The sequence below is a fragment of the Paenibacillus sp. 2TAB19 genome (assembly GCF_052115185.1).
GTDB lineage: Bacteria > Bacillota > Bacilli > Paenibacillales > Paenibacillaceae > Pristimantibacillus.
The window spans coordinates 31,402-54,705 of the sequence record NZ_JBFRGE010000040.1 but is presented as its reverse complement, the minus strand read 5'-3'; the positions used below and the strand labels follow the sequence as shown (position 1 = coordinate 54,705).

The window sequence follows — 23,304 nt, the reverse complement described above, 5'->3', positions numbered from 1 at the left end:
CCCGTAGGGGATTCGAACCCCTGTTACCTCCGTGAAAGGGAGGTGTCTTAACCCCTTGACCAACGGGCCTTAAATTGCATTAGGAATTCACATTCCCTTGAGACAACAAAAATGATTATAGCAAACAAACTATCAACATACAAGCCTTTTTTTCAAAAAACTCTTCAGCTATATTCTTCCATCAACCCATTGCGGACTTTTTACAACGTCCTTGCGGTTTTCCCTTCATGGGCTTGCGCGTTTGCGGTCTAAGTCTTGTAGATTTGCGGTCTTAAAACAACTTAAATATTGCGTGGACAATCATGCGAGTTCATCAATTGGAATTAAAAAATCCTTGCTGCTTGAGCAAGGATCGGATTGGATAAGTTATGGTGCGGTAGACAGGATTTGAACCTGCACGTCCATGGGACACTACCCCCTCAAGATAGCGTGTCTGCCGTTCCACCACTACCGCACATATGAAATTGTTGCTTCTTCGCTTCCTTCATTTCCATTCACTTCGAGGGTTGAAGCAAATGGTGAGCCATGAAGGACTCGAACCTTCGACACYCTGATTAAAAGTCAGGTGCTCTACCAACTGAGCTAATGGCTCTCATGAATGTTGATCAACTCTAGAGAGCTGCTTCATAAGCGATAAATCTGAAGTGGTGACCCGTAGGGGATTCGAACCCCTGTTACCTCCGTGAAAGGGAGGTGTCTTAACCCCTTGACCAACGGGCCTTGTTAAGCATGAATGTGGCAAATGAGAAAAACTTCTATCGAAGTAACTCATAGATGAGCGACCGCGTCTAAGCGGAAGTTTTTATCGCCAATCTGAATGATTTACTTTACGCTTTATCGCTGTAAAGTACTTAAACATTCTGACGTGGTAAAAAAGACCGGCTGAACGGTCTTCCCGTTGCATCACTTGAAAAAATCGTGGCGGAGAGAGAGGGATTCGAACCCTCGCACCACTTACGCAGTCTAACCCCTTAGCAGAGGGTCCCCTTGAGCCACTTGGGTATCTCTCCAAATCTGGCTCCCCGAACAGGACTCGAACCTGTGACAACTCGATTAACAGTCGAGTGCTCTACCAACTGAGCTATCAGGGAAAAGTAAAAGTGACAAGTAATAATTTATCACGGTTCAATTTTATTGTCAAGCGTTATCAAGATTAATTTTCCACGGCATTTGCCGCATGCGTATTTGGCCGGATCAAGCTTCTTCTTGCGCATATATTCAAACCCGCATTTGGAGCAAACAAGCTTATAGCGATACGGCCTAACTTGACGTTCGGAGCGCTCCGGCAGCGACTGACAATAACGTGACCCTCCCACATGGGCAAGCAATTGCTTAAAGTCTGCATCCCGATGCTTATAGCCGCGCCTCAGAATATGCAAATGATAATGGCATAGCTCATGCTTAATGATCTTCTCTGTTTCTTCTCGTCCGTAAGCAGACAATTGATGCGGGCTTATCTCAATGTTATGCGTACGCGTAAAGTAACGACCGCCCGTCGCCTTTAATCGGCTGTTGAACGTCGCGCGATGTGTAAAGGCTCGTCCAAAGGATGCCATCGATATTTGCTCGACCCATTGCTGCAGCGTCTCATCATTCATCGTTATTCTCCCCCTACTACTTGAATTTTAAAGGTACGATACGCTACACTGTCAAGTAGGAATGTTATAATCGAGGGGAGTCCAGAACATTTTATGGCAACAATGCGTTACGTCCTTATGAAGCAAAATGAAACAATACTCTTCGTTGAAATGCCCGAATCCCATGCTTATCAGCTCAGCGCGCTTAACCTGCGCCTTCATAAAGAAATCGACAAGCTAACGGCTGATCGCGTACCTAGTCTGCCTTACGCAGTCGCGGAATGCGACGCGGTTGAGCTCCATGACAACTCAATCTCGATCGTAAGCGGACTAGCCTACATTAACGAGCTTGAGGCTGATTTCTCTGAAGTGCAAGAAAAGTCGTACCCGCTTATTTCGCTATTAACCGAGATTCGCGCGCTTCAAGCTCAGCTTGAGCAATGGTATGAGGAGTATGAGGAAGAGCAAGGCAATTAGTGTGGACCTGCACGGACGTCCGCCCTGCCCCATATTGTAGTATTACAACATGTTGGGCTCGGGAGGGGACGAACGCATATGCCTCAATGGCTTTGCAATCAATTAATGCGCGCATTTCAGAAGAAGGATCGCAGGCAGATCAAGCTGCTTAACGACTGCTGGTACTTCTATCGCAGCAAACAAAGTCCGAAGGAACAAGAAGACAGCAGCACAAGCATATAGACTTGGGCTTCCAGCTTGTTCGGACATAAAAACCGGCTTTCTCTACGATAAGAGAAAGCCGGTTTGTTTGTATGGGGATAATGCAATGAGTCGAATTACATTTTGTTGAAGAAAGTAATTTCGTCAATAGGAAGACGAGTAGAAGGATGGCCTTCAGCCGATGCTTTGCCAATTGGAAGCATCAAAGTAGGAATATAACGTTCAGAGATGCCGAAAAATTCTTTTAGTTGATCGCGGTTGAAGCCGCCCATTGGTACGGTATCTAGACCTTTCGCGCGAGCTGCGAGCATAAGCTGCATCGATACAAGTCCCGTATCGAATGCAACGAGCGATTGCAAACGGTCAGCAGGCAATGAAGGGTACATTTTGGTCGAGTTGGAAACGAAATTGTCAGCTACTTCCTTAGTCATATAGCCTGCCTCAACTGCAGCTCCGTAAATTTGTTCAGAAAGCTTATACATCTCCAAATCGCCGAGCACAATAACGATAGCTGATGCTTCAGCAACCTGTTGTTGATTGAAGGCAATCGGCACTAGCTTTTGCTTCAATTCCGGGTCTGTAACGACTAAGAATCGCCAAGGCTGCATGTTGGATGAAGATGGTGCTTTCGTTGCCGTTTCCAGCAGTTCGCGAATTTCTTGCTCGGAAACAACGTGGCTGCTGTCATATTTGCGTACGGAACGGCGGCTGTGCAAAACGTTAGCGAAGGATGGCTCTGTTGCATCTTTCGTTGATACTTGAACTTGGGAATCAATTTGTGTTGTTGTCATAATGGTCTCCTCCATTTTGTATCTGTGTTTTAGGATGCACAGTTATCAGCAGCATTAACTGCGCAGAATTGCGCATAGTCAGTATCAGCAATAACTGTGCTGTACTTCGCATAGTTAAATGCACATGAACTGTAACTTTTATAAGAACAGTATATGCTGGCCGAATTTATTTGTCAATTAACTTACTTTAGGAAATCAGCTTGCATTAGTTGGAAGTGTAAAAGCACGTAGGGCTAAATCCGCAATCGTATAGGGCTGAAGCGCCTCGAGAGTTTTTCGTTCTACTTCGCTTGCAATTTCAGTGAAGGCTGCCTTCATCTCCAATCCGAATTCTTGCGAGCTTGCCGTATCCAGCATATTGCTGCATAGCGGCTCTCCCACCTTAAGCGCCGTATATACGTCGGCAAGCGTAATCGATTCARGCGATCGCTTGAGACGATAACCGCCGTCACGTCCTTCTCTTGTCTCGATAAGGTTCTCTCGCGCCAGCTTAACAAGCACACGGCGCAGCAGTGTTGCATCTGCATCTAGACGGCTTGCAATCTCTGCACTTGGACAAATATTCGGCTTCTGAGCCAAAATGACGAGCGCCTGCAAAGATAAGCCGAACCATCTATGAGGTGCTACGTTCGCACACCGTTCTTTATCCATGTTGCTCTCCTTCATTTTCTCGTCCCCCTGCTTATTCGCTATATATAAATTATAGTGGGCTTGCCGATGAACAGGCAAGCCCACTTTATGGCTGAATTCGATTATCGTCTTATGGCTTGCGCATCGTTAAGCTGACACGGCCCTTCTTAATGTCGACRCCCAGCACCCACACCGTCACATTATCGCCAACCGATACGACATCCATCGGATGCTTCACAAACTTATCGCTCATTTGGGAAATGTGGACAAGACCGTCGTTTTTAATGCCAATATCGATAAAAGCGCCGAAGTCGATCACATTGCGCACAGTACCTTGAAGCTCCATGCCGGCAGTAAGATCCTCCAGATTAAGCACATCGGTATGGAAGATCGGAGGCGGCAGCTCCTCGCGCGGATCGCGACCAGGACGAAGCAGGCTGTCCACGATGTCTCTGAGCGTCGGGACGCCCACGTCTAACGTGATCGCTAAGCTTGGCAGGTCGATGGCTTCCAGCTTCGATTGAAGCGCTTCAGTGCCAATCTGTTTCAGTTCCAGCCCTATTGCCCGGAATAGCTTGTCCACGACATCATACGATTCAGGATGAATCGCCGTCCGGTCAAGCGGATTGCCCGCTTCCGGAATACGGAGGAAGCCGATACATTGCTCGTATGACTTCGCGCCAAGCCTAGGCACCTTCTGGAGCTGCGTACGTTTGGCGAATCGGCCATTGTCTTCGCGGTATTTGACTATATTGCGGGCAATCGTTGCGTTAATTCCGGCTACATAAGACAGTAATGACGCAGAAGCGGTGTTAACGTCGACACCGACATGGTTAACGGCCGATTCCACGACGCCGCCCAAGCTCTCATCGAGCCGCTTCTGGCTTACATCATGCTGGTACTGGCCAACACCGATCGCTTTGGGCTCAATCTTTACAAGCTCGGCTAACGGGTCCTGCAGCCGTCTCGCGATCGATACGGCGCTGCGCTCCGCTACGTCTAGCTTCGGAAACTCTTCGGCTGCAAGCTTCGATGCGGAATATACGCTTGCGCCAGCTTCATTAACGATAATATATTTCAGCTCAGCGCCGGCAGAACCTGTTGCTTTACGCTTGCTAATGAGATTGGCAATGAACTGCTCTGTCTCCCGAGAAGCCGTGCCATTGCCGATAACGATCAGCTCGACTTTGTATTGGTCGATCAGACCGTTTATTAATCGCTCAGCTTCGGCAACCTTGTTGTTCGGAGGCGTCGGATAAGAAACCGCCACTTCTAGCAGCTTGCCCGTATCGTCGATAACTGCAAGCTTACAGCCTGTGCGGAAGGCAGGATCGACGCCTAATACGACGTTGCCGCGAACGGGAGGCTGCAGCAGCAGGTTGCGGAGATTTTCGCTGAAGATGGATATCGCATGCTCTTCCGCCTTCTCTGTCAGCTCGCCGCGCACCTCGCGTTCAATGGATGGCGCAAGCAGCCGTTTGTACGTATCCTCTATAATGGAAATAAATACGTCCCGTACAGCTGCCGCCGTTCCGCCCCGAAGCAGCCTGCGCTGAATATAATCGTGAATGCGGTCAGCGGCAAGATCGAAGTTGACACGAAGCACCTCTTCGCGTTCGCCCCGGTTGATAGCTAACACGCGATGAGGCGGCAGCTTGCGAATCGGCTCTTGGTAGCTGTAATACATCTCGTAAACGGTTTCGGCGGACGCATCCTTCGCTTCCGTCCGGATAATTGCCTGATCGAAGGTGTATTTGCGGACCCAGGCACGTACTGCAGCGTCATCAGCGATATTTTCGGCTAATATGTCCATTGCGCCTTGCAACGCGTCCTGTGCGGTCGCTACGCCTTTATCTACGTTAATGTACTTAACTGCTTCAGCCGCCGGATCGCCTTGACGAGGCTGCGACCATATCCACAAGGCAAGAGGTTCAAGCCCCCGTTCCTTCGCCACGCTCGCGCGCGTCTTGCGCTTCTGCCGATAAGGCCGGTACAGATCCTCTACTTCCTGCAGCTTGACCGATTTCTCGATGTCCGCACGGAGCACATCCGTCAGCTTACCTTGTTCATCAATTAAACGGATGACTTCACGCTTGCGCTCTTCAAGATTACGCATATATTGCAGCTTCTCTTCAATAGCACGCAAATCGTTTTCGTCAAGCTCGCCGGTCATTTCCTTCCGATACCTGGAAATGAACGGAATCGTATTGCCTTCATCAAGCAGGCTGACAGCCGACTTTACCTTCGATAAAGGTATCGTAAGCTGGGCAGCAATGCCTTTGATAATGCGATCGCTCTCAGCCGCCTTCTGCTCTGCTGTTAATTTAGACTTTCCAGTTGTTTCTTCCGAGCTATCCTCTATACTACGTACACTTGTATCCGCCAATCCTCTACACCATCCTCTGCAAGCTTAAAATGCTGCGCCGTCCGTGGACTGCGCAGCTGAAATTTAACTCGTATGCGGGTTGTTTGCCATTTCGAAGCCGATTTTCGTACGACCGCCATGCCCCGGATAAACTATAGTATCCGAGCTTAGCTTATACAACTTGTTCTTAATGGTGTCGTACAAATCCCGTTCACGGCCTCCTGGGAGATCCGTACGACCGACACTCAACTTGAACAGCACATCGCCGGAGAATAAGTGCTCACCGTTCAGGAAGCTAACGCTGCCCGGCGAATGTCCCGGCGTATGCATAACCTTGAATGTCTGTCCGATCAGATTCAGCGTCTGCCCTTCGGCCAGCGCGTATTCGGCGGGATCGGTCGACAACGGCGGCGTAACATCCTGCCAGCGCATCGAACCGTTCTTGCGCGGATCGGTCAGCCAGTCCGCTTCTAGATCATGAATATAGACGGGACAATTCGCCGCTTTCCGAACTTCATCTACCCCGCCCATATGGTCGAAATGGGCATGTGTCAGTAGAATTGCTTCAATATGTACACCTTGAATCCGATCCAGCAGCTTCTTCGGATTCATTCCAGGGTCAATAATGATGCCGCGTTCGCCCGTCTCTTGCTCCTCAGTCGTGAGCAAATAACAGTTCGTCTGCAATGGTCCTAACGTAAACATCTCAATCTTCATAATTGCTCCCCTAACTCTTAAGCCTTAGAACGATTCCAGCAACGCGCGTAGCTCTTTAATAATAAGGGACTGATATTCCGTACCTTCTCCGTAGCGACGTCCGATTTCTTGTCTTGTTGCCGCCAGCTTCTCTTGATAATCCGCTGCCTCGCGGTCAGAATTCTCTTGCTTGAACGCAACCATCGGTTCTTGAATATATTTTGGCCTTGGCCCCCATGTGCCAAGCACCGCTCCACCTGTATCAGCGATAATAACGACCGGTACGGAGCGTCCGCCCATCGTCATGAACTGATCCATCGTGTCTAAATGTTCTTCCATAATAAGAACTTCTGTTGGAATACCGCTAATCGACAACGCCTGGAACACAACCGGAATGTTGCGCACAACGTCGCCGCACCAATCTGCCATCAAGATAAGCACTCGCAGATCGTCACGATTGTTCATCGACTCGAACAATTCCCGATCCGATTCGTCCGTCCACTCAAACTTGTCATACCAACCGATGAACGCTTCTTTATTTTTGGTCATGCCATCAATAAATTGCTGTGGAGTAATACCTTTACCCAGCTTGTCTGCTACGCTTTTGCTCATCTGAATCCCTCTTTCGTTGTCATTATTGAATGACTTCCGTCTAAAGTGTTATACGTATCTATTATACCGATTTGCCACGGGAACGTACAAACTTAATAAGCACATAAACGATCAGCAACGCGAGGGCGATCAGGATCGCTGGCTGTACATAAGGAGCTGCCTCTTCACCGACATTTTCCCATTGGTCGCCGAGCGTTTTGCCCAGATATACGAAAAGAATCGACCATGGCAGCGAAGCGAGCGCCGTAAGCAACGTAAACAGCCAAAAATTCATTCTTGCCATGCCCGCCGGGATCGAGATCACTTGACGCATAACAGGCACGAAACGAGCGGTGAACACGATGCCCGCTCCGTATTTTTTGAACCAGCTTTCCGCTGTATCGACATGCTTGGGCTTGATCTTAATGTACTTGCCGTATTTCTCGACGATAGGGCGACCGCCGTACCTACCGATTGCGTACAAAATCCAGTTCTGACCGACAGCACCTATCGTTCCGAAAATAACGGCACCCCAGAAAGAGATATCGCCCTTCCATACTAAGTAACCTCCGAAGCCTAGAACAATTTCGCTTGGAATAACTTCAATTAGCAGTCCGATTAAAATACCGAAATACCCTAAGCTTTCAACCCACAACAGCACCTCATGCAAAATATCCTTAATCCATTCCATTCCTGTTCTCAATCCGCCTTCCATCTTAATAATCTACCTTTGTCCGCTTTCACTAGCACTGAGGTTATTCTAACACAAGGCAATGGCAGCATCCACTTTTGTCATGGTCTGACAAGCCTTCGCATAGACTAGCCTATAATGATACGAATAGATGAGGTGATCGTTTCATGTCCAAAGTTTTTATCGTACGGAAAAAGCAGATTCAACTGTTAATCGCTTTTACAGCTCTCGTTGTCGTAGTCGCCGTTTTCTTGAACTGGAATGGGTCCCGTACCGTTAGCGGGCAGCCTACGCAAGCAAGAGTATTCCAGCTCGTAACGACCGAGATTAAGTCGACAACGCAAGACGGTCAAGAAATTGAAGTGTACCGTTGGGATCCCGGGTCCATTATCGTAAATAAAGGCGAGCCCATTGAACTGCATATTACCGGCGTCAGCGGCAAAAGCCATCCCTTCGTAATAGAAGGTCTGGGAGTCCGAGGGACCGTAACACAAGGCAAAACGACGGTCGTATCGTTCACGGCCGACAAACCTGGGACATACCCTATTGTATGCTTGACCCATAGTGACATGCGTCATGACGGGCCTATGGTAGGCTACATAACAGTGCAATAGGTACTCTATAGGCAGTGACCTTCTCTTCTTCGTCCGCATATGTATGGGATATAGAGAGGAGTCGGTTCTTTTATATGAAGCCTAACGCCCAGAAGCATACAAACGGCTTGCCGACAGCACGAAAAATCCGCAGAGCCTGCAGCAACGAGCTCTACCGCACCGTGAAACGAATGAAGCTGTGGGTCTCCAAGGAAAAGATGGAGGAAGCCGAACGTCTTTATACCAAAAAAGTGTTGCTGAATCTGATCTGGATTGTCGAGCATCAGAGCAATCGCAAGCTTCAGTCCGATTGGTGGGACGAGAACGTGAGCGCGGACATTGCCGCCCTATGGGAAGTAGATCGCGACGTACTGTGTGCAGCTTTTCGGGAGTCATATGGGGGCTGAGGCAGTGTTCTATTATGCAAAACAAAATAGCCGAACCAAGCATGCACGGCGCATGACTGGTTCGGCTTTTTAATAATATGCCACACTTCTCGTTTCGTCTTAGTGTTGCTGTTCCTCTAGACGGTCACAAGACACCGTCTTTGTATTGACAGGGTTTCCGCCAACCTGAACGGTAGCCATACCGTTAGCCTCGTCGACATTCTCAATCCAGACGGAATCGCCGTCCAGCATGACGGAGAAAGTCTGATCGGAATCATAAATTTGCTTCGCGCGTGTCGTATCCAAGCTTAATCCCCTCTCTGCTCCGGTTCCATCGTATCAATTGTCGTCTCATCGATAAGACCGCCTTGAATCGTTACGTTGCCGCCGCCCAGGCCCTCATTTACCATACGGTCAATGTCCATAAAATAATCGTCCCTGCCCTCGTTTTGCGGCTCGGCTGCCGCTTGCTGCGCCTCATTGTTCGTATCGCCCATTCGGCTCGCCTCCTAAGAAGGTTATAAAGTGTTACTCGCAAAATATGCCCGTTTAGTCCGCATTCCATTCATCTGTTACAGGAGCGGCGACAGCATATGGAGAAGCGATTCAGCCGCCTTTTGCTTCCAAGGTCTTTTAGTGAATTGCTGGGCAAGCACCTGACGGCTCTGCTTTAGATCCTCGTTGAAATCGATTGATAACCTTTCTATCGCATCCGGATCGAACAGCAGTGCATTAAGCTCGAAGTTACTGTAAAAACTTCGCATATCCATATTCGCCGTACCTACTGAAGCGAGCATTTGATCGATGATMATCACCTTGGCATGAATGAAGCCTTTCTGATACCGATAAACCTTCACGCCTGCGTCCAGCATATCTTGGACATACGATAACGTCGTCAACAGCACAATCTTCGTATCGGCGATTCCCGGAATGATGAGTGAGACATTTACTCCGCTTTGCGCTGCTGTTCGTAATGCCATCACAAGACTTGGATCGGGGATGAAATAGGGTGTAGATATGCAAATACGCGACCTCGCCGCATTAATGGCCGCAAAGGTTACGTCTAATATTTTCTGATCGTTGCGGCCCGGCTCGCTTGGAACGATAAGCACATTCTCCTTGCCCGAGTACGAATCCACTGGCATATAGCGCTGCACGTCCAGCTGCTCCTTGGAGGCAAAGGCCCAATCATTAAGAAACAACTGCTGCAAATCATGTACGACGTTGCCCTGCAGCTTAATATGCGTATCGCGCCAAAAGCCAAGACGCTTATCTTTGCCTAAGTACTCATCACCGATATTAATACCGCCCAGGAAACCAACAAGACCGTCTACGACTACGATTTTGCGATGATTCCGATAATTAAGACGACGTTCATAGAATGCAAACCGCGGCGGCAAAAAACAGCTCGTCTGAACGCCCGCATTGTGCAGGTCTTTCAAAAAATTCTCGCTTATATGCAGACTCCCGATCCCGTCATACACGATTCTTACCTCTACACCTTCCCGTGCTTTGCGAATGAGCATGTTAAGAAATCGCCTTCCAATGCCGTCATCGCGGATCGTATAATAATCCATATGAATATGATGCCTAGCCTCGCTCAATGCCTTCAATATTGCTTCAAACGTTGCTTCCCCATTCGTTAATATTTCCGAGTGATTACCTRCTTTTATTGCAAAAGGTGTCATCGTCGACAATAATTCGAACAGGTTCCTTTGGTTGACCAGTTCTGCGTTGTCCACTTCCTCGATGCGATGCACTTGATTATGCGATGAGGATTGCGGCTCAGGTATAGGTGAAGGATAACTGTGATAACTCTTGAATTTCCTCCCCATCTTACGATTTCTAAAGTCACGACCAACCATAATGTAAGCTAGAAAACCAACATAAGGGAATACTAAAGCAATAAGCAGCCAAGCCGTCATCTGCGCGGGCCTCCTATGCTCCATTAGCATAATTACGGCCAAAAACAAAATATACAGCAACAGTGCCGCAACTAGCCAACCGAGCCAAGCGGCCATCTTAACCCTCCATTAACATATTATTTCTGTATATGTAGTTTGGACGTGAGCTATTGGCAGTATACGACTTGTTCGAAAAAAAAGAGCTTTGCGATTCAAAAATTCTTAAATGCATGCTTTGCTTTCTTCACATGATGGACAGCAACGCCGATGATGCAATGCTAGTGCTCTCAACTTTGACATGAGTTTGATATTTATTAGCAGTATTGTCTTCCTACTTTAGGCCGTATGGTGCCGGTTGCCAGCAATCTTTCCATTACCCAATTACAAAAGACAAAGGAGCAAGGATGCTCCTTCAGCTTGTCTGAGATACGTCTCTCCGGTCTTTCTTTCTCCTATGTTTATAATTTTAATGGTATGTTTTGAGGCTTCCAAGAATAAATAGCAATAGTACGCCCAAATCTATTCTGGCAGGAAGGAGAAGCCAATTGAAACGAGCGCGGAATCCCAAATGGTCTTTTGTGGTGATGCGCGGCGCTGACAAAACCGTTAAACAGTTTCACGTATCGAAGCGGTCGGTCGTCGTTATACCGACTGTCGCCGTACTCGCGGTTTCAGGCTGGATTGCAAGTCTCCAGATGCAAGCGACCGATGAAATTGACGGTCTGGAGGAGCAATTGTCTAATCAGACTGCACAGTTCACACAAACCGTCTCCGGAAAGGACGAGGCGATCGTCTCATTGCAGCAGGAATTGCTCCAACTGTCGCGCCAAGCGCAAGAAATAAAACAAAAGCTGATTGAGCTTCAAGAGCTGGAAAATAAGCTTAAGCAGTTCATCGAGAAATACGGCAGCGGAATCGCTCCATCGAGCGGCGAGGTAAATGGAGTTGAGAAGGAAGTAAGCACGCTGTCCGGAACAACTAGCAGCCCAAGCTCAACGAATCTTTCCCGGACCTCTTATTCTTCCGCTCTCATGGGAGGCAATGCCCGGCAGCTTGCTTCGCTTGCTCAGTATACAGGCCTTGATCTTCAGGCGCTTAGCGGTATGGTCGATGCCATGGAAATATCGATGGAGCAGACGCTGCGGCATGCGCAAGCGAGAAGAGAGACGGTCGACGGCTATCCCTCCGGCTGGCCGACGCGTTCCCGGCAATTAACATCAGGCTTTGGCTATCGCAAAGACCCTTTCAGCGGAAAGACCGCCTTCCATGCCGGCATCGATATAACAGGGAAACTCGGAGACCCTGTGTTCAGCGCGGCCGAAGGGACCGTGACGGAGACGGGCATCGACGGCGTATTTGGCAAATATATTGTCATCGAGCATTTGGGCGGCTTAAAAACTACTTATATGCACTTGAAACAGATTGAAGCAAAGGAAGGCGATCTCGTCGTACGCGGCGAGAAAATCGGCCTGCTCGGCTCCAGCGGCAGAAGCACGGGCCCGCATTTGCATTTTCAAATCTTACAGCAGAGCGAACCGGTGAACCCACTGAAATATCTCGCTCTCGTAAAGGAGAATTGAAGCTTATGTTCAAGGAGAACAAACGGGTCATCGCAACCGACACGCTAATCGGTCAGGGCACCCTGACCGAAGGTAAAATGGTATGCGAGGCAAGCCTCCGCATCGAAGGGGAATATCGTGGCGACATTGAATGCAAAGGCAATGTCATCATTGGCGAATGCGGCGTAGCGCGTTCGAACATCATAGCTCAGGACGTGACTGTTGCCGGGAAAGTCATTGGCGATATTACGACGAAAGGTCGGCTTATTATTACGGCATCCGGCCAAGTGAACGGCAATCTGTACGCGAACATACTCATTGTCCAAGACGGCGGCATCATTAACGGCAGCTGCCAGATGGAAGTGCCTAAAGAGGCTAAGGGCAAAGGCGCTTCCGACTCAGACAGCCATCATGCCGCTAATAGCAAGGAACAAGGCGGCAGAGAAGGCAAGGAGAAATCGAGGCAAGCCGGTTAATAGGGCGAAGTCTTATACTTACTTTTTCCAAAAATAAAAACAAGCCGTTTCCGCACACTCTCCTCTCCGAAGAGACTGAGTTGTTGAAACGGCTTGTTGAATTAACCGGCTACATCCCGCTTGTTGAATATGTACCAGGTGAGTGCGATAAACAGCGCGTAATAGATACCGAGTATTCCCAGCGAGAATCCAAGTGTCATGTCGCCATCCGTCGTGTGCCCGATGTATCTCGTAAGATCCAGATGAGTAAACAGCAAATAGTCGATCCATGTGTAATTCAGCAGGGAGAACAGGGAATTAATGATATCCATGGCCAGCAATAGGAACAGGGCAAGACCAATGGCGAGCGCGCTGCTGCGGAATATCGTTGACAGCATGAATGCCAGTGTAATCATAACGACCAGCGCGATAAATTTCATCACATAGAACTGGAACAGGAACTGCAATGATGACATATCATTTTGTCCCGGCAATTGCTCCTGTATCGCGTTAGCGGTATCCGATGGGAATAAGCCGAAGCATAACCAGTTCACAAGCCAAACGCTGCCGAACAGCACTACGGTCAACAGAGCAGCAAACAATACAACTGAAATATATTTGGACAGCAATATTTTTGATCTCGACCAAGGTCGAATGAGGAGCAGCTTAATCGTTCCTGAAGTAAACTCCTCCGCTACGCTTACTGCCGCAATTACCACAGAAAAAATAGTCACTAGCAGAAATAAAATAAATGACTCCCAGTAAGCAACCGTCCACATCGTAGTTTCCCGACCATCTAGAATGAGCCACATGACCGAGATCAGTATAACTGCGCCAATCAGTAAGCCCGCCATGATATAGGTCCGCGGTCGGAAATAGATTTTAATATTTTCGTTTCGTACAAGCTGCATAAAATCACCCAATTCGCTCGCCTCCTGTCACTTCCAAGAACTGATCTTCCAGCGATTTGATCTGTGTGCGGATACCGAATACTTTAATGCCTGCCGAGACTAATAGCGCATTAATAGCAGCCGTCTGCTCGCGATCAACTTCTACTGCGATCGCACCGATGCCCTCAGCTTGAGCAACGAACTCAGCAGCCGCAAGGGCTTCAATCGCCGCGTCTACTTGATCCACCTCAATAAGCGTACGCACGCTCTCTGATGACGGCTTGCTGCCCTGCAGCACTCGGACGTCGATTAACTTACCGTTCTGGATAATAGCTACACGGTCGCACATCAACTCCATCTCTGCAAGCAAGTGGCTCGATACGAACACCGCAATTCCTTCCACCTTGGACAGCTCGCGCAAATAATCGCGCAGCTCTCGGATACCGGCCGGATCAAGACCGTTCGTAGGCTCATCGAGAATTAGCAGCCTCGGTTTATGTAGAATGGCCTGCGCGACGCCAAGTCGTTGCCTCATGCCAAGCGAGTACGTCTTCACCTTATCATGAATCCGCCCCTCCAGCCCGACGAGCCGAACGACTTCCTTCACTCTTGCTTCCGTGACCCCAGGGAACATACGAGCAAAGTGCATCAGATTCTGATAACCGGACAAATATTTGTACATTTCCGGGTTTTCTACGATTGCGCCTACATGCTTAATCGCTTTCTCGTATTCCTTCGTGATGCTATGGCCTTCAATCCATATCTCACCTTCGGTTATGGAAATCAATCCAACCATCATACGGATGGTTGTCGTCTTGCCCGCGCCGTTAGGACCGAGAAAACCAAATACTTCTCCAAGCGGCAATTCCAAGGTTAAGCGGTCGATGATCGTACGGCCGCCAATTCGTTTCGTTACATTTTGCAATCGGACTACTGGCTGCTCCACTCTATTACACTCCTTTGTACTGCAATTAATCAATTTTACCATTATAAATGATATAGGAAACAAATGGAAGTTAATGATTGGTACAATGAAAAAAGCCTTCATCTACAACTTTCCGTAGAATGAAGGCCTTCAATGTCGTCCGCCTTAGTAGATATGCTCGGAATGCTCGGCAACCTTGGCATCTGCTCGAAGGAACACTTTGTAGTCATAATGATCGAATTTCGCGTTTATCGTATTGGCCGTCTTCTCTTCTTTCAGACTGCATGCTGTGCAGAAGCACATCGGATGCACGACTCTGTAAAACCCTGTTCGGAATTGTACATTAGTCTTCGGACTTGGGACCAGTTCTCCGCATGTTACGCAATAATAACGCTGATCAATTCGGTTCATTGGCTAGATCGCTCCCTCTCGTCTATATGTATAATGGGTCAATCCTCCACCTCATGCTACAATATGTATCTTTTTAGCGTAAAATTTACGATCAGATTACCTCTCTTCTTCGATATCGTCTTTTTGCAGCAAATCTCGCCAGATTCGGCCATAAGGGCAGCTGCAGTGCCGCCGCTTCCAGCAATCTCGCTTGCCATCCATAAACGTAGACTATTCTGCCATCACGATGTATAGCTTTTAACCGGCCAATAATACTCGTAAAGTCGATCGGAGCTCTCCTCAGCTTGCTGGCATCACCTCGAAAAGTATACCGTGTTGCATTCACCGCTTTCTCCACATTAACGATTCGTTCGATGAGAAGCTCCCCATCCACGCTTGCGTATAAGCATACATCGCCAGGTCGAAGCTCTTTCTCATTTACTCTTGAGAACGTTGATATATTGCCCTCGCGCAGCAGTGGAAACATGGCATCCCCATAACAAGTAACATCGATCTCACCTTGACGTTCAACGATAGCCGCTATTATTGCAGGCAGCCCCATACGCTTCTCTACAGCTTTCATAAATCTGCTCCTACACCAAGTTCGATTGACTTATGATCTCATCCCATTTGATGCCTAAGTTAATGACATCATCTTCGGCCAGTTCAGCTCCGCTCTGCACCTCAAGCAGTTCCAGGTCGGTAATAGCTCGCAGGCTATGACGGGTACGTCCGGGTATCGTTACGGCGTTGCCCGCTGAGACCGGTCTCAGCTCCTCATCAATGATAGCTACTCCTTCGCCTGACAAAATCGTCCACGTTTCGCTTCTATTAAAATGAAGATGATAGCTCATATTCTCTCCTGCCGCGATGAAAACTCGCTTGGAGACGACCTGCCCTCCTGACGCTAGACGCGCCTTATCGACAATGATCGTATGCCCCCAATGCTTTTCCTCATAGTTGGGTTTTGCATTCATCGCCTGCAGCATCTCACTGATCTGATTGCTATGCAATCGATCGGCAATTAAAATGCCATCGGGACTCGCCGCTACGAGCAGGTTGCTGAGACCGATAATTTGAATGGGTATATCGAGATGATTAATAAGCTGTGACTGGTCATGAGAACGCTCGATCTTCTCCTGCTCCTTCAGAGGAAACGCGATTTCCTCCGATATCGTCCGCCATGAGCGAAGATTTTTCCATACGCCGTTGTAGTAGACGACCGAACGGGATGTCTCGCATTCCAATAACGCTGACTCGATGCTAGATTTAGGCAGCTTCGAATATTGCTTATACAGCTCGTCGTAGTGAATAGGAAGACTCAGCGCGATTAGCTTCGAGATCATATAATCGAGAGAGAAAGCGTATATTCCGCTGCCAAGTGGCGGCTGTTGCTCATCTCCAGACTTCGGCGCCATCCCTATCAACAGTAGCTGCGAGCCGCTTTCGCGAAGCCGATCCGGWAGCTCCTGGACCCATTCGAAAAAATCACTTTCAACATATGCATCAACCGGCATAATTATGACGGTCTCGGCGAGCGAGACACCTGCGATTGAGTAAAGATACGAAGCAGCCAGCGCAATGGCGGGAAAAGTCCCGCGTTGCTCCGGCTCTATAATAAGCGGCGTCCTCTCGCCTGTCTGCCGCTTCAGAAGTTCCATCTGCTCTATGCTTGTTGCAAATCTCGTATGCTCCTGAAGTCCGGCGTCGCCAAGCTGACGCCATAACCGTTGCACCATAGACTCGAGTTCGCCATTAGGCGCCTCCAATACGGATAAATATTGCTTCGCCCTCGTGTTGCTGGACAAGGGCCACAGACGCTTGCCCGAGCCTCCTGACAACAATATAATTTTCAATAGCCTCGTCCCCCTGCCTGCGCAGGTTGTCCAAGTATGGGTTGACCGAGAACCCGTCTCCAATGATTCTGATGAACGAGCCGTTGATAGGATTGATGAATCTTGAACTGCTGCGGCTGCTGGGCAAGCAGCTCTTGATTCATGACTCTGACAAGCAGAGAGCGCAACAGACCAGAAGACTGGAAGGACATGCCGTGAAGATATGTATCCAAGACCTTCTTGTTCCACTGAATCGTCCCTCGTAGCACAATCGGAATTTGATTAATCGTCATGCGGATATCAACCATGTAATTCTTTTGAACCGGAAGCTGAACCTTGCTTGAGAAACACAATCCTTCATGACTTAAGTTCATTAGAACAACCGTGCTTACTCCGCGCGACAGCAACTGTCCGCGCTTGTCCATCAGACGAAGCTCCGCTTCTACACCTTCTTGAAAACGCAAACGGATATGTGCCCTGGAATTGTCTTTGTCATGCAGCGACATAAAGCATTCCTCCTATTCTATGAAATGTTTTTTTCGTCATTTTCAATAGAAAAGCATRCAAATCGTGCGATTACGTATTAGTATTATAAGTAGCAGACAGCGGATCATTCAGAGATTTCGGGGGGAAGAGAAATGAATATCGGCGACCGAATAGCTCAATTGAGAATTGTACGGGACTGGACACAGGAATTGACCGCAGCTAAGCTCGGTATCTCTCGCGCCTCATTATCACATTATGAGAAAAATCGGAGGGAAGTCAGCAACGAATTGTTGGCCAAATTCGCGGACTTATATGAGGTCACAATCGATTATCTGGTTGGGCGGACGTTAATTCCTAAGCAAGTTCTAACAGAAGAGATTCGCAGCTTTGTCGATCGACTTGAACTGACGGACGAGCAGTTGTTAAGCAAGTACAGTCTCACTTTAGATGGCAGAATGCTTACGCTAGATGAGACGAAACATTTCATTGCCTACCTCAGAGAGAGACGTTCAGCCTTCTAGATGCTTCTCAGCCCAGATCTCGTCTTGAATGCCCATTTCCGCTAGTATCACTGAAACCTCTAGCAGCACTTTAGTAGATGCTGCGTTCATTTCTTCATCGGATTGATTCATTAGGTCACTCACTGCCACAATCGTCTCCCACATCTATTAATAGACCTTTAATGCTGCAATATATCCATTATAAACCAGTCCATAAATGGAGACTGTCGGATAATGGTTGCGGCTTTTTTCTATTTTGGGGGCATTTTGTCGAAAAATAAAAGGATAAACATTAAAAAAGGGACTGCCTCCAAAAAAGCTTCATCAGCTTCTTTGGCGCAGTCCCTTTGTCTATGCGATTTATTTGCCGCCTGAACGAGCGAGCTCTTTCTTATTCGCTTCGAATGCAGCAAGCAATGCCGCTTCACCCTGCAAGCCCGTATCTTCGGCTTTGCGGATCTGTTCGAGCATACGTTTGTAGTCCTTCGGAATGACCTTCACGAACTTAGCAAGCGATCCGTCCCAGTCGCCTAGAACGCGTGCACCGATAGCACTATCCGTATACTGGACATGCTTCTCGATCATGCCGCGAAGCTCAGCAATGTCAGCTTCCTCTTCTACGCGCTCGAGCAGCACCATCTCGATGTTGCAGTGCTTGTAGAAGTCGCCGGTTGCATCATATACATAAGCGACGCCTCCCGACATGCCTGCCGCGAAGTTACGGCCCGTTGCGCCTAGAATGACAACACGTCCGCCTGTCATATACTCACAGCCGTGGTCTCCAACGCCTTCAACGACGACGCTGACACCGGAGTTACGAACCGCGAAGCGTTCGCCCGCGATACCGCGGATATACGCCTGACCGTCCGTACCGCCGTACAATGCCGTGTTGCCGATAATAACGTTCTCTTCGGCAACGAAGGACGCCTTCGGCGATGGAGCGACGATGACCTTACCGCCGGAAAGACCTTTGCCGACGTAGTCATTGGAGTCGCCTTCGATCGAGAGCGTAATGCCCTTCGGCAAGAATGCGCCGAAGCTTTGGCCGGCTGTTCCTACGAAGTGATACGAGATCGTATCCTCAGGCAAGCCTTTCGCGCCGTAGCGGCGAGTAACCTCGCTGCCCAGAATCGTTCCGACTACGCGATTCGTGTTCAGAATCGGGAACGTTCCGCTTACGCGCTCGCCGCTCTCCAGAGCCGCTTGTGCGCCAGGCACCAGCTTCTGCATATCAAGCGACAGCTCAAGGCCATGGTTCTGCTCTTGTACACAGTGGCGAGCAGCATCTTTCGAAACTTCGGACTGATACAACAAGCCGGAGAGATCGATGCCTTTCGCTTTGTAGTGCTCAAGCAATTGTTTGGTTTCCAATATCTCAACGCGTCCAACCATCTCTTGGATGGTGCGGAAGCCAAGCTCAGCCATAATCTCGCGAAGCTCTTCCGCGATGAAGCGCAAGTAGTTAACCACATGGCTAGGATCGCCCATGAACTTCTTGCGAAGCTCAGGATTTTGCGTCGCTACGCCGACTGGGCAAGTATCAAGCTGACATACGCGCATCATGACGCATCCGAGAACGATAAGCGGAGCCGTCGAGAAGCCGTACTCTTCAGCGCCGAGCAATACGGCGATTGCTACGTCGCGGCCCGTCATCATTTTGCCGTCTGTCTCAACGGTTACGCGGTCGCGCAAGTTGTTGAGCATGAGCGTCTGATGCGTCTCCGCAAGACCAAGCTCCCAAGGCAGACCCGCGTGGCGGATCGAACCCATTGGCGATGCGCCTGTACCGCCGTCATAGCCGCTGACCATAATTACGTCTGCGCGGCCTTTGGCAACGCCTGCTGCGATTGTGCCTACGCCAACCTCGGATACGAGCTTCACGTTAATGCGAGCGCGCGGGTTAGCGTTCTTCAGATCGTGGATCAGCTCAGCCAAATCCTCGATCGAATAAATATCGTGATGCGGAGGAGGCGAGATTAGACCTACGCCCGGCGTAGAGCCGCGAACCTCGGCAACCCATGGATATACTTTAAGGCCTGGCAATTGTCCGCCTTCACCCGGCTTAGCGCCTTGGGCCATCTTGATTTGAATCTCATCGGCATTGACCAAGTAGTTGCTCGTTACGCCGAAACGTCCCGATGCGACTTGCTTGATCGCGCTGCGGCGGGAATCGCCGTTCGCGTCCGGAATGAAGCGCGCCGGATCTTCGCCGCCCTCGCCCGTATTCGACTTGCCGCCGAGACGGTTCATCGCGATTGCGAGGCTTTCATGCGCTTCCTTGCTGATCGAGCCGAACGACATCGCGCCCGTCTTGAAACGTTTCACGATCGATTCAACCGATTCAACCTCATCCAGCGCAACCGCTTGGCGGCCGCCCTTGAATTGAAGCAGCGAACGAAGCGTCAGATGTTTCTTGTCTTCGCCTTGAATAAGCGCGGAGAACTTCTTGTACAGCTTGTAGTCGTTCGCACGCGATGCCATCTGCAGCGTGTGGATCGTCTGCGGGCTGAACAAGTGGTCTTCTCCATCCTTGCGCCATTGATAGTCGCCGCCGGAATCTAGCTCTCTCTCAGCGCCTTCTTGTTCGGCGTAAGCACGGTTGTGATGCTTCAGCGTCTCTTCGGCAATGACATCGAGACCGATGCCGCCGATACGGGACGGAGTCGTCGTGAAGTATTCGTTGATGACTTCTTCCTTCAAGCCGAGCGCTTCGAAGATTTGAGCGCCGCGGTACGATTGAATCGTCGAAATACCCATTTTGGACAATATTTTTACAACGCCCTTAGTCGCTGCTTTAATGAAGTTCTTAACGGCTTTCTCATGCGATACGCCGCGCAGCATGCCTTGGCGGATCATATCGTCAAGCGTTTCGAATGCCAGGTACGGGTTAACTGCGCTTACGCCGTAGCCAAGCAGCAAGGCGAAGTGATGAACTTCACGCGGCTCGCCGGATTCAAGCAATAGAGCAACCTTCGTACGTGTGCCTTGGCGGATCAAGTGGTGATGCAGCGCCGATACGGCAAGCAATGCCGGAATAGCTGCATTTTCTTTATCTACGCCGCGGTCGGATAGAATAAGCATATTATGACCTTTGTCGATAACGCGGTCAGCCGCTTCGCACATTTGTTTGAGCGCTGCGCGCAGACCAGCTTCGCCTTCGCTTGCAGGGAAGAAGATCGGAAGCGTGATCGACTTGAAGCCAGGACGGCGCACATGGCGGAGCTTCGCGAACTGTTCATTGGACAGAATCGGCGTATCCAGCTTAATGTGACGGCAGCTCTCAGGCTCTGGGTTAAGCAAGTTGCGCTCAGGTCCGATTGTCGTACCTGTTGCCGTAATGATCTCCTCGCGAATCGCGTCGATCGGCGGGTTCGTTACTTGCGCGAACAATTGCTTGAAGTAGTTGTACAGACGCTGCGGACGTTCCGACAACACCGCTAGCGGAGCGTCGTAGCCCATCGAGGCGATTGGCTCCATGCCGCTTCCAGCCATCGGCTCAAGCACTTTGCGCACGTCCTCGAATGTGTAACCGAACGCTTGCTGGCGCGTTTGCACCGTTGCGTGATCCGGCTCCGGCAATTCCGGCGCCTCTGGCAGATCTTCCAAATCAACGAGATGCTCGTCGAGCCAGTCGCGGTACGGATGCTCGGCAGCGATCTGAGCCTTCACTTCCTCGTCGGAAATGATGCGGCCTTCCTTCGTGTCGACAAGCAGCATGCGTCCTGGACGCAGACGGTCTTTGTATAAAATATCCTCAGCCGGAATTTCAACCGTTCCCGCCTCGGAACCTAGAATAATATGATCATCTTTCGTTACATAGTAACGAGCTGGACGAAGACCGTTACGGTCTAGCACAGCGCCGATTTGGACGCCGTCCGTGAAGCCCATAGCTGCTGGTCCGTCCCACGGCTCCATAAGGGTGCTGTGGTATTCGTAGAACGCTTTGCGATCATCGCTCATGCCTTCATGGTTGGACCAAGGTTCTGGTACCATCATCATCGCAACGTGCGGAAGCGAGCGGCCCGACAGATGCAGGAATTCAAGCGTGTTATCGAACATCGCCGTATCGGAGCCGTCCGGGTTAATGATCGGTTTGATCTTCTCGAGATCGTCGCCGAACAATTCGGTAGCGAACAGCGTCTGACGCGCATGCATCCAGTTGACGTTGCCGCGCAGCGTATTGATCTCGCCGTTATGAATTAAATAATGGAATGGATGCGCGCGCTCCCAGCTTGGGAACGTGTTCGTGCTGAAACGGGAGTGAACAAGCGCCATTGCCGTAACAACCGACTCATCGCCCAGCTCCGTATAGAACGAACGAACCTGCTCCGTCGTAAGCATTCCTTTGTAGACGATTTTTCTGGAGGAAAGGCTGGAGAAGTAGAACATATTCCCGCCTTCTTTGCCGGCAAAACGAATAGCAAGCTCCGCGCGTTTGCGGATTACATACAGCTTGCGTTCGAATGCAAGAACTTCCTTACCTTGAAGCTCCTCGCTCTTGCCGATGAAGATTTGGCGAACGTAAGGCTTAACAGCCAGCGCCGATACGCCAAGCTTCGAGTCGTTCGTAGGAACGGTACGCCATCCGATAAGCGGTTGGCCTTCCTCCGCTACGATCGATTCCAGCTCGCGCTCAATCGCATTGCGCGCAGCCTCGTTCTGAGGCATGAAGATCATGCCTACCGCGTATTGTCCCTCTTCAGGCAGTTCAATCTCTTGCTTCTTCATCTCGTTCGAGAAGAAAGCATGCGGGATTTGAAGCAGAATACCTGCTCCGTCACCTGTGTTAGGCTCGCTGCCTTGTCCGCCGCGATGCTCCATGTTCTCGAGCAGCGTCAGCGCCTGGCGAATGATTTTATGCGATTTTTTCCCCTTGATGTTGGCCACAAAGCCCATGCCGCAGGCGTCTTTCTCAAATTGCGGATCATAAAGACCCTGCTTAGGCGGCAATCCCAAAATACGTTCTTTCATTGTGCGCAACCTCTCTATCAGAAGATTTTTGGGTAAGCATGTTCGTTTTTCACTTAGGAAGACAAGCGTAAACGGCTTCACTGTCCTTTGGCGGCGCAAGCAAACGTTTCGCGGATGAAATATAAGCAAAGTATAAAATCATTTATACTTTCTTATATTTTGAAAAAAAAGCTCGAATGAAGACGCGGTTGGCTTCATTTTTGGCTTGTTTTATCATAGAATGGTAGTCAGCGAAGCGCATCGGCTTGCTCCTTGCCATCCTTGTTAAACGGCTTTGCGACTCTTATCCTGGCGCCTCCGTTTAATGTTGACCATATCCCGGGCCGTATACCGCCATTACGCGATTATTATATTATTTTAACATCAGGCCAAAACGGAATCAATTTAATAT

General features: G+C 49.5%; 25 protein-coding genes and 5 tRNA genes. 7 read left to right on the top strand and 23 right to left on the bottom strand.

The window, feature by feature from the left end; all coding sequences use genetic code 11:
- Positions 1-369: 369 nt before the first annotated feature.
- From AB4Z33_RS18410 to AB4Z33_RS18385, 6 genes are all read right to left on the bottom strand, one after another.
- Positions 370-454, bottom strand: a tRNA-Leu gene (locus AB4Z33_RS18410).
- A gap of 62 nt (positions 455-516) precedes the next feature.
- Positions 517-592 (bottom strand) — tRNA-Lys (locus AB4Z33_RS18405).
- A 53-nt stretch (positions 593-645) separates the two neighbouring features.
- A tRNA-Glu gene (locus AB4Z33_RS18400) sits at positions 646-720 on the bottom strand.
- 199 nt (positions 721-919) lie between these two features.
- Positions 920-1,010 (bottom strand) — tRNA-Ser (locus AB4Z33_RS18395).
- A 5-nt stretch (positions 1,011-1,015) separates the two neighbouring features.
- Positions 1,016-1,091: transfer RNA gene (locus AB4Z33_RS18390), tRNA-Asn, on the bottom strand.
- Positions 1,092-1,118: 27 nt separating this feature from the next.
- On the bottom strand, positions 1,119-1,598 hold the full coding sequence (locus AB4Z33_RS18385) for a SprT family protein (protein ID WP_442051304.1): 480 nt from the start codon (positions 1,596-1,598) through the stop codon (positions 1,119-1,121).
- Between the two features lie 93 nt (positions 1,599-1,691).
- On the opposite strand from AB4Z33_RS18385, the gene AB4Z33_RS18380 reads away from it, so the two are divergent.
- Positions 1,692-2,054: a hydrolase/acyltransferase gene (locus AB4Z33_RS18380; RefSeq protein ID WP_442051303.1), complete on the top strand. Its 363-nt coding sequence runs from the start codon at positions 1,692-1,694 to the stop codon at positions 2,052-2,054.
- A gap of 78 nt (positions 2,055-2,132) precedes the next feature.
- On the top strand, positions 2,133-2,276 hold the full coding sequence (gene cmpA / locus AB4Z33_RS18375) for a cortex morphogenetic protein CmpA (protein WP_442051302.1): 144 nt from the start codon (positions 2,133-2,135) through the stop codon (positions 2,274-2,276).
- Between the two features lie 95 nt (positions 2,277-2,371).
- Here cmpA and AB4Z33_RS18370 read toward each other — a convergent pair whose 3' ends face one another.
- From AB4Z33_RS18370 to AB4Z33_RS18345, 6 genes are all read right to left on the bottom strand, one after another.
- Positions 2,372-3,046, bottom strand: coding sequence for a nitroreductase family protein (locus tag AB4Z33_RS18370; RefSeq protein ID WP_442051301.1), 675 nt, complete (start codon positions 3,044-3,046; stop codon positions 2,372-2,374).
- Between the two features lie 195 nt (positions 3,047-3,241).
- Positions 3,242-3,712 (bottom strand): Rrf2 family transcriptional regulator, encoded by a 471-nt coding sequence (locus AB4Z33_RS18365; protein WP_442051300.1) that lies wholly within the window; start codon positions 3,710-3,712, stop codon positions 3,242-3,244.
- A 94-nt stretch (positions 3,713-3,806) separates the two neighbouring features.
- On the bottom strand, positions 3,807-6,062 hold the full coding sequence (locus tag AB4Z33_RS18360; RefSeq protein WP_442051299.1) for a Tex family protein: 2,256 nt from the start codon (positions 6,060-6,062) through the stop codon (positions 3,807-3,809).
- Positions 6,063-6,125: 63 nt separating this feature from the next.
- On the bottom strand, positions 6,126-6,758 hold the full coding sequence (locus AB4Z33_RS18355; RefSeq protein ID WP_337098179.1) for an MBL fold metallo-hydrolase: 633 nt from the start codon (positions 6,756-6,758) through the stop codon (positions 6,126-6,128).
- Between the two features lie 24 nt (positions 6,759-6,782).
- Positions 6,783-7,349, bottom strand: a complete 567-nt coding sequence (locus AB4Z33_RS18350) for a thioredoxin family protein (protein ID WP_442051298.1) — start codon at positions 7,347-7,349, stop codon at positions 6,783-6,785.
- A gap of 61 nt (positions 7,350-7,410) precedes the next feature.
- Positions 7,411-8,019, bottom strand: a complete 609-nt coding sequence (locus AB4Z33_RS18345; protein WP_442051307.1) for a DedA family protein — start codon at positions 8,017-8,019, stop codon at positions 7,411-7,413.
- Positions 8,020-8,186: 167 nt separating this feature from the next.
- Between AB4Z33_RS18345 and AB4Z33_RS18340 the strand changes: the two genes are divergently transcribed.
- Entirely contained in the window at positions 8,187-8,633 is a 447-nt protein-coding gene (locus AB4Z33_RS18340; protein ID WP_442051297.1) for a cupredoxin domain-containing protein, read from the top strand.
- A gap of 74 nt (positions 8,634-8,707) precedes the next feature.
- Positions 8,708-9,019 (top strand): dehydrogenase, encoded by a 312-nt coding sequence (locus AB4Z33_RS18335; protein ID WP_442051296.1) that lies wholly within the window; start codon positions 8,708-8,710, stop codon positions 9,017-9,019.
- 99 nt (positions 9,020-9,118) lie between these two features.
- On the opposite strand, the gene AB4Z33_RS18330 is transcribed toward AB4Z33_RS18335, so the two are convergent.
- The 3 genes from AB4Z33_RS18330 to cls form a co-directional block, all read right to left on the bottom strand.
- Complete coding sequence (locus AB4Z33_RS18330) at positions 9,119-9,304, bottom strand: H-type small acid-soluble spore protein (protein ID WP_442051295.1); 186 nt, start codon at positions 9,302-9,304, stop codon at positions 9,119-9,121.
- A gap of 2 nt (positions 9,305-9,306) precedes the next feature.
- Positions 9,307-9,495, bottom strand: coding sequence for a hypothetical protein (locus tag AB4Z33_RS18325; RefSeq protein ID WP_442051294.1), 189 nt, complete (start codon positions 9,493-9,495; stop codon positions 9,307-9,309).
- 75 nt (positions 9,496-9,570) lie between these two features.
- A complete protein-coding gene (gene cls / locus AB4Z33_RS18320; RefSeq protein WP_442051293.1) occupies positions 9,571-11,019 on the bottom strand; it encodes a cardiolipin synthase in 1,449 nt (482 codons plus the stop codon).
- A gap of 428 nt (positions 11,020-11,447) precedes the next feature.
- On the opposite strand from cls, the gene AB4Z33_RS18315 reads away from it, so the two are divergent.
- Both AB4Z33_RS18315 and AB4Z33_RS18310 read left to right on the top strand, forming a co-directional pair.
- A complete protein-coding gene (locus AB4Z33_RS18315) occupies positions 11,448-12,482 on the top strand; it encodes a peptidoglycan DD-metalloendopeptidase family protein (protein WP_442051292.1) in 1,035 nt (344 codons plus the stop codon).
- A gap of 5 nt (positions 12,483-12,487) precedes the next feature.
- Positions 12,488-12,937 (top strand): bactofilin family protein, encoded by a 450-nt coding sequence (locus tag AB4Z33_RS18310; RefSeq protein WP_442051291.1) that lies wholly within the window; start codon positions 12,488-12,490, stop codon positions 12,935-12,937.
- Between the two features lie 101 nt (positions 12,938-13,038).
- Here AB4Z33_RS18310 and AB4Z33_RS18305 read toward each other — a convergent pair whose 3' ends face one another.
- The 6 genes from AB4Z33_RS18305 to AB4Z33_RS18280 all read right to left on the bottom strand — a co-directional run bounded on the left by AB4Z33_RS18305 (position 13,039) and on the right by AB4Z33_RS18280 (position 17,462).
- Positions 13,039-13,839, bottom strand: coding sequence for an ABC transporter permease (locus tag AB4Z33_RS18305; RefSeq protein ID WP_442051290.1), 801 nt, complete (start codon positions 13,837-13,839; stop codon positions 13,039-13,041).
- Positions 13,832-14,752, bottom strand: coding sequence for an ABC transporter ATP-binding protein (locus tag AB4Z33_RS18300; protein WP_442051289.1), 921 nt, complete (start codon positions 14,750-14,752; stop codon positions 13,832-13,834). Before AB4Z33_RS18300 ends, AB4Z33_RS18305 begins: the two co-directional genes overlap by 8 nt.
- 144 nt (positions 14,753-14,896) lie before the next feature.
- Positions 14,897-15,142: a hypothetical protein gene (locus AB4Z33_RS18295; RefSeq protein ID WP_337098211.1), complete on the bottom strand. Its 246-nt coding sequence runs from the start codon at positions 15,140-15,142 to the stop codon at positions 14,897-14,899.
- A gap of 91 nt (positions 15,143-15,233) precedes the next feature.
- Entirely contained in the window at positions 15,234-15,704 is a 471-nt protein-coding gene (locus tag AB4Z33_RS18290; protein ID WP_442051288.1) for a hypothetical protein, read from the bottom strand.
- Between the two features lie 10 nt (positions 15,705-15,714).
- A complete protein-coding gene (locus AB4Z33_RS18285) occupies positions 15,715-16,977 on the bottom strand; it encodes a sugar phosphate nucleotidyltransferase (RefSeq protein WP_442051287.1) in 1,263 nt (420 codons plus the stop codon).
- A complete protein-coding gene (locus AB4Z33_RS18280; protein ID WP_442051286.1) occupies positions 16,974-17,462 on the bottom strand; it encodes a PilZ domain-containing protein in 489 nt (162 codons plus the stop codon). Before AB4Z33_RS18280 ends, AB4Z33_RS18285 begins: the two co-directional genes overlap by 4 nt.
- A gap of 132 nt (positions 17,463-17,594) precedes the next feature.
- Between AB4Z33_RS18280 and AB4Z33_RS18275 the strand changes: the two genes are divergently transcribed.
- Positions 17,595-17,963 (top strand): helix-turn-helix domain-containing protein, encoded by a 369-nt coding sequence (locus AB4Z33_RS18275; RefSeq protein ID WP_442051285.1) that lies wholly within the window; start codon positions 17,595-17,597, stop codon positions 17,961-17,963.
- Here AB4Z33_RS18275 and AB4Z33_RS18270 read toward each other — a convergent pair.
- Both AB4Z33_RS18270 and gltB read right to left on the bottom strand, forming a co-directional pair.
- Positions 17,952-18,074, bottom strand: a complete 123-nt coding sequence (locus AB4Z33_RS18270) for a hypothetical protein (RefSeq protein ID WP_442051284.1) — start codon at positions 18,072-18,074, stop codon at positions 17,952-17,954. The genes AB4Z33_RS18275 and AB4Z33_RS18270 overlap by 12 nt on opposite strands.
- Positions 18,075-18,302: 228 nt before the next feature.
- A complete protein-coding gene (gene gltB, locus AB4Z33_RS18265) occupies positions 18,303-22,913 on the bottom strand; it encodes a glutamate synthase large subunit (protein ID WP_442051283.1) in 4,611 nt (1,536 codons plus the stop codon).
- Between the last annotated feature and the right edge of the window lie 391 nt (positions 22,914-23,304).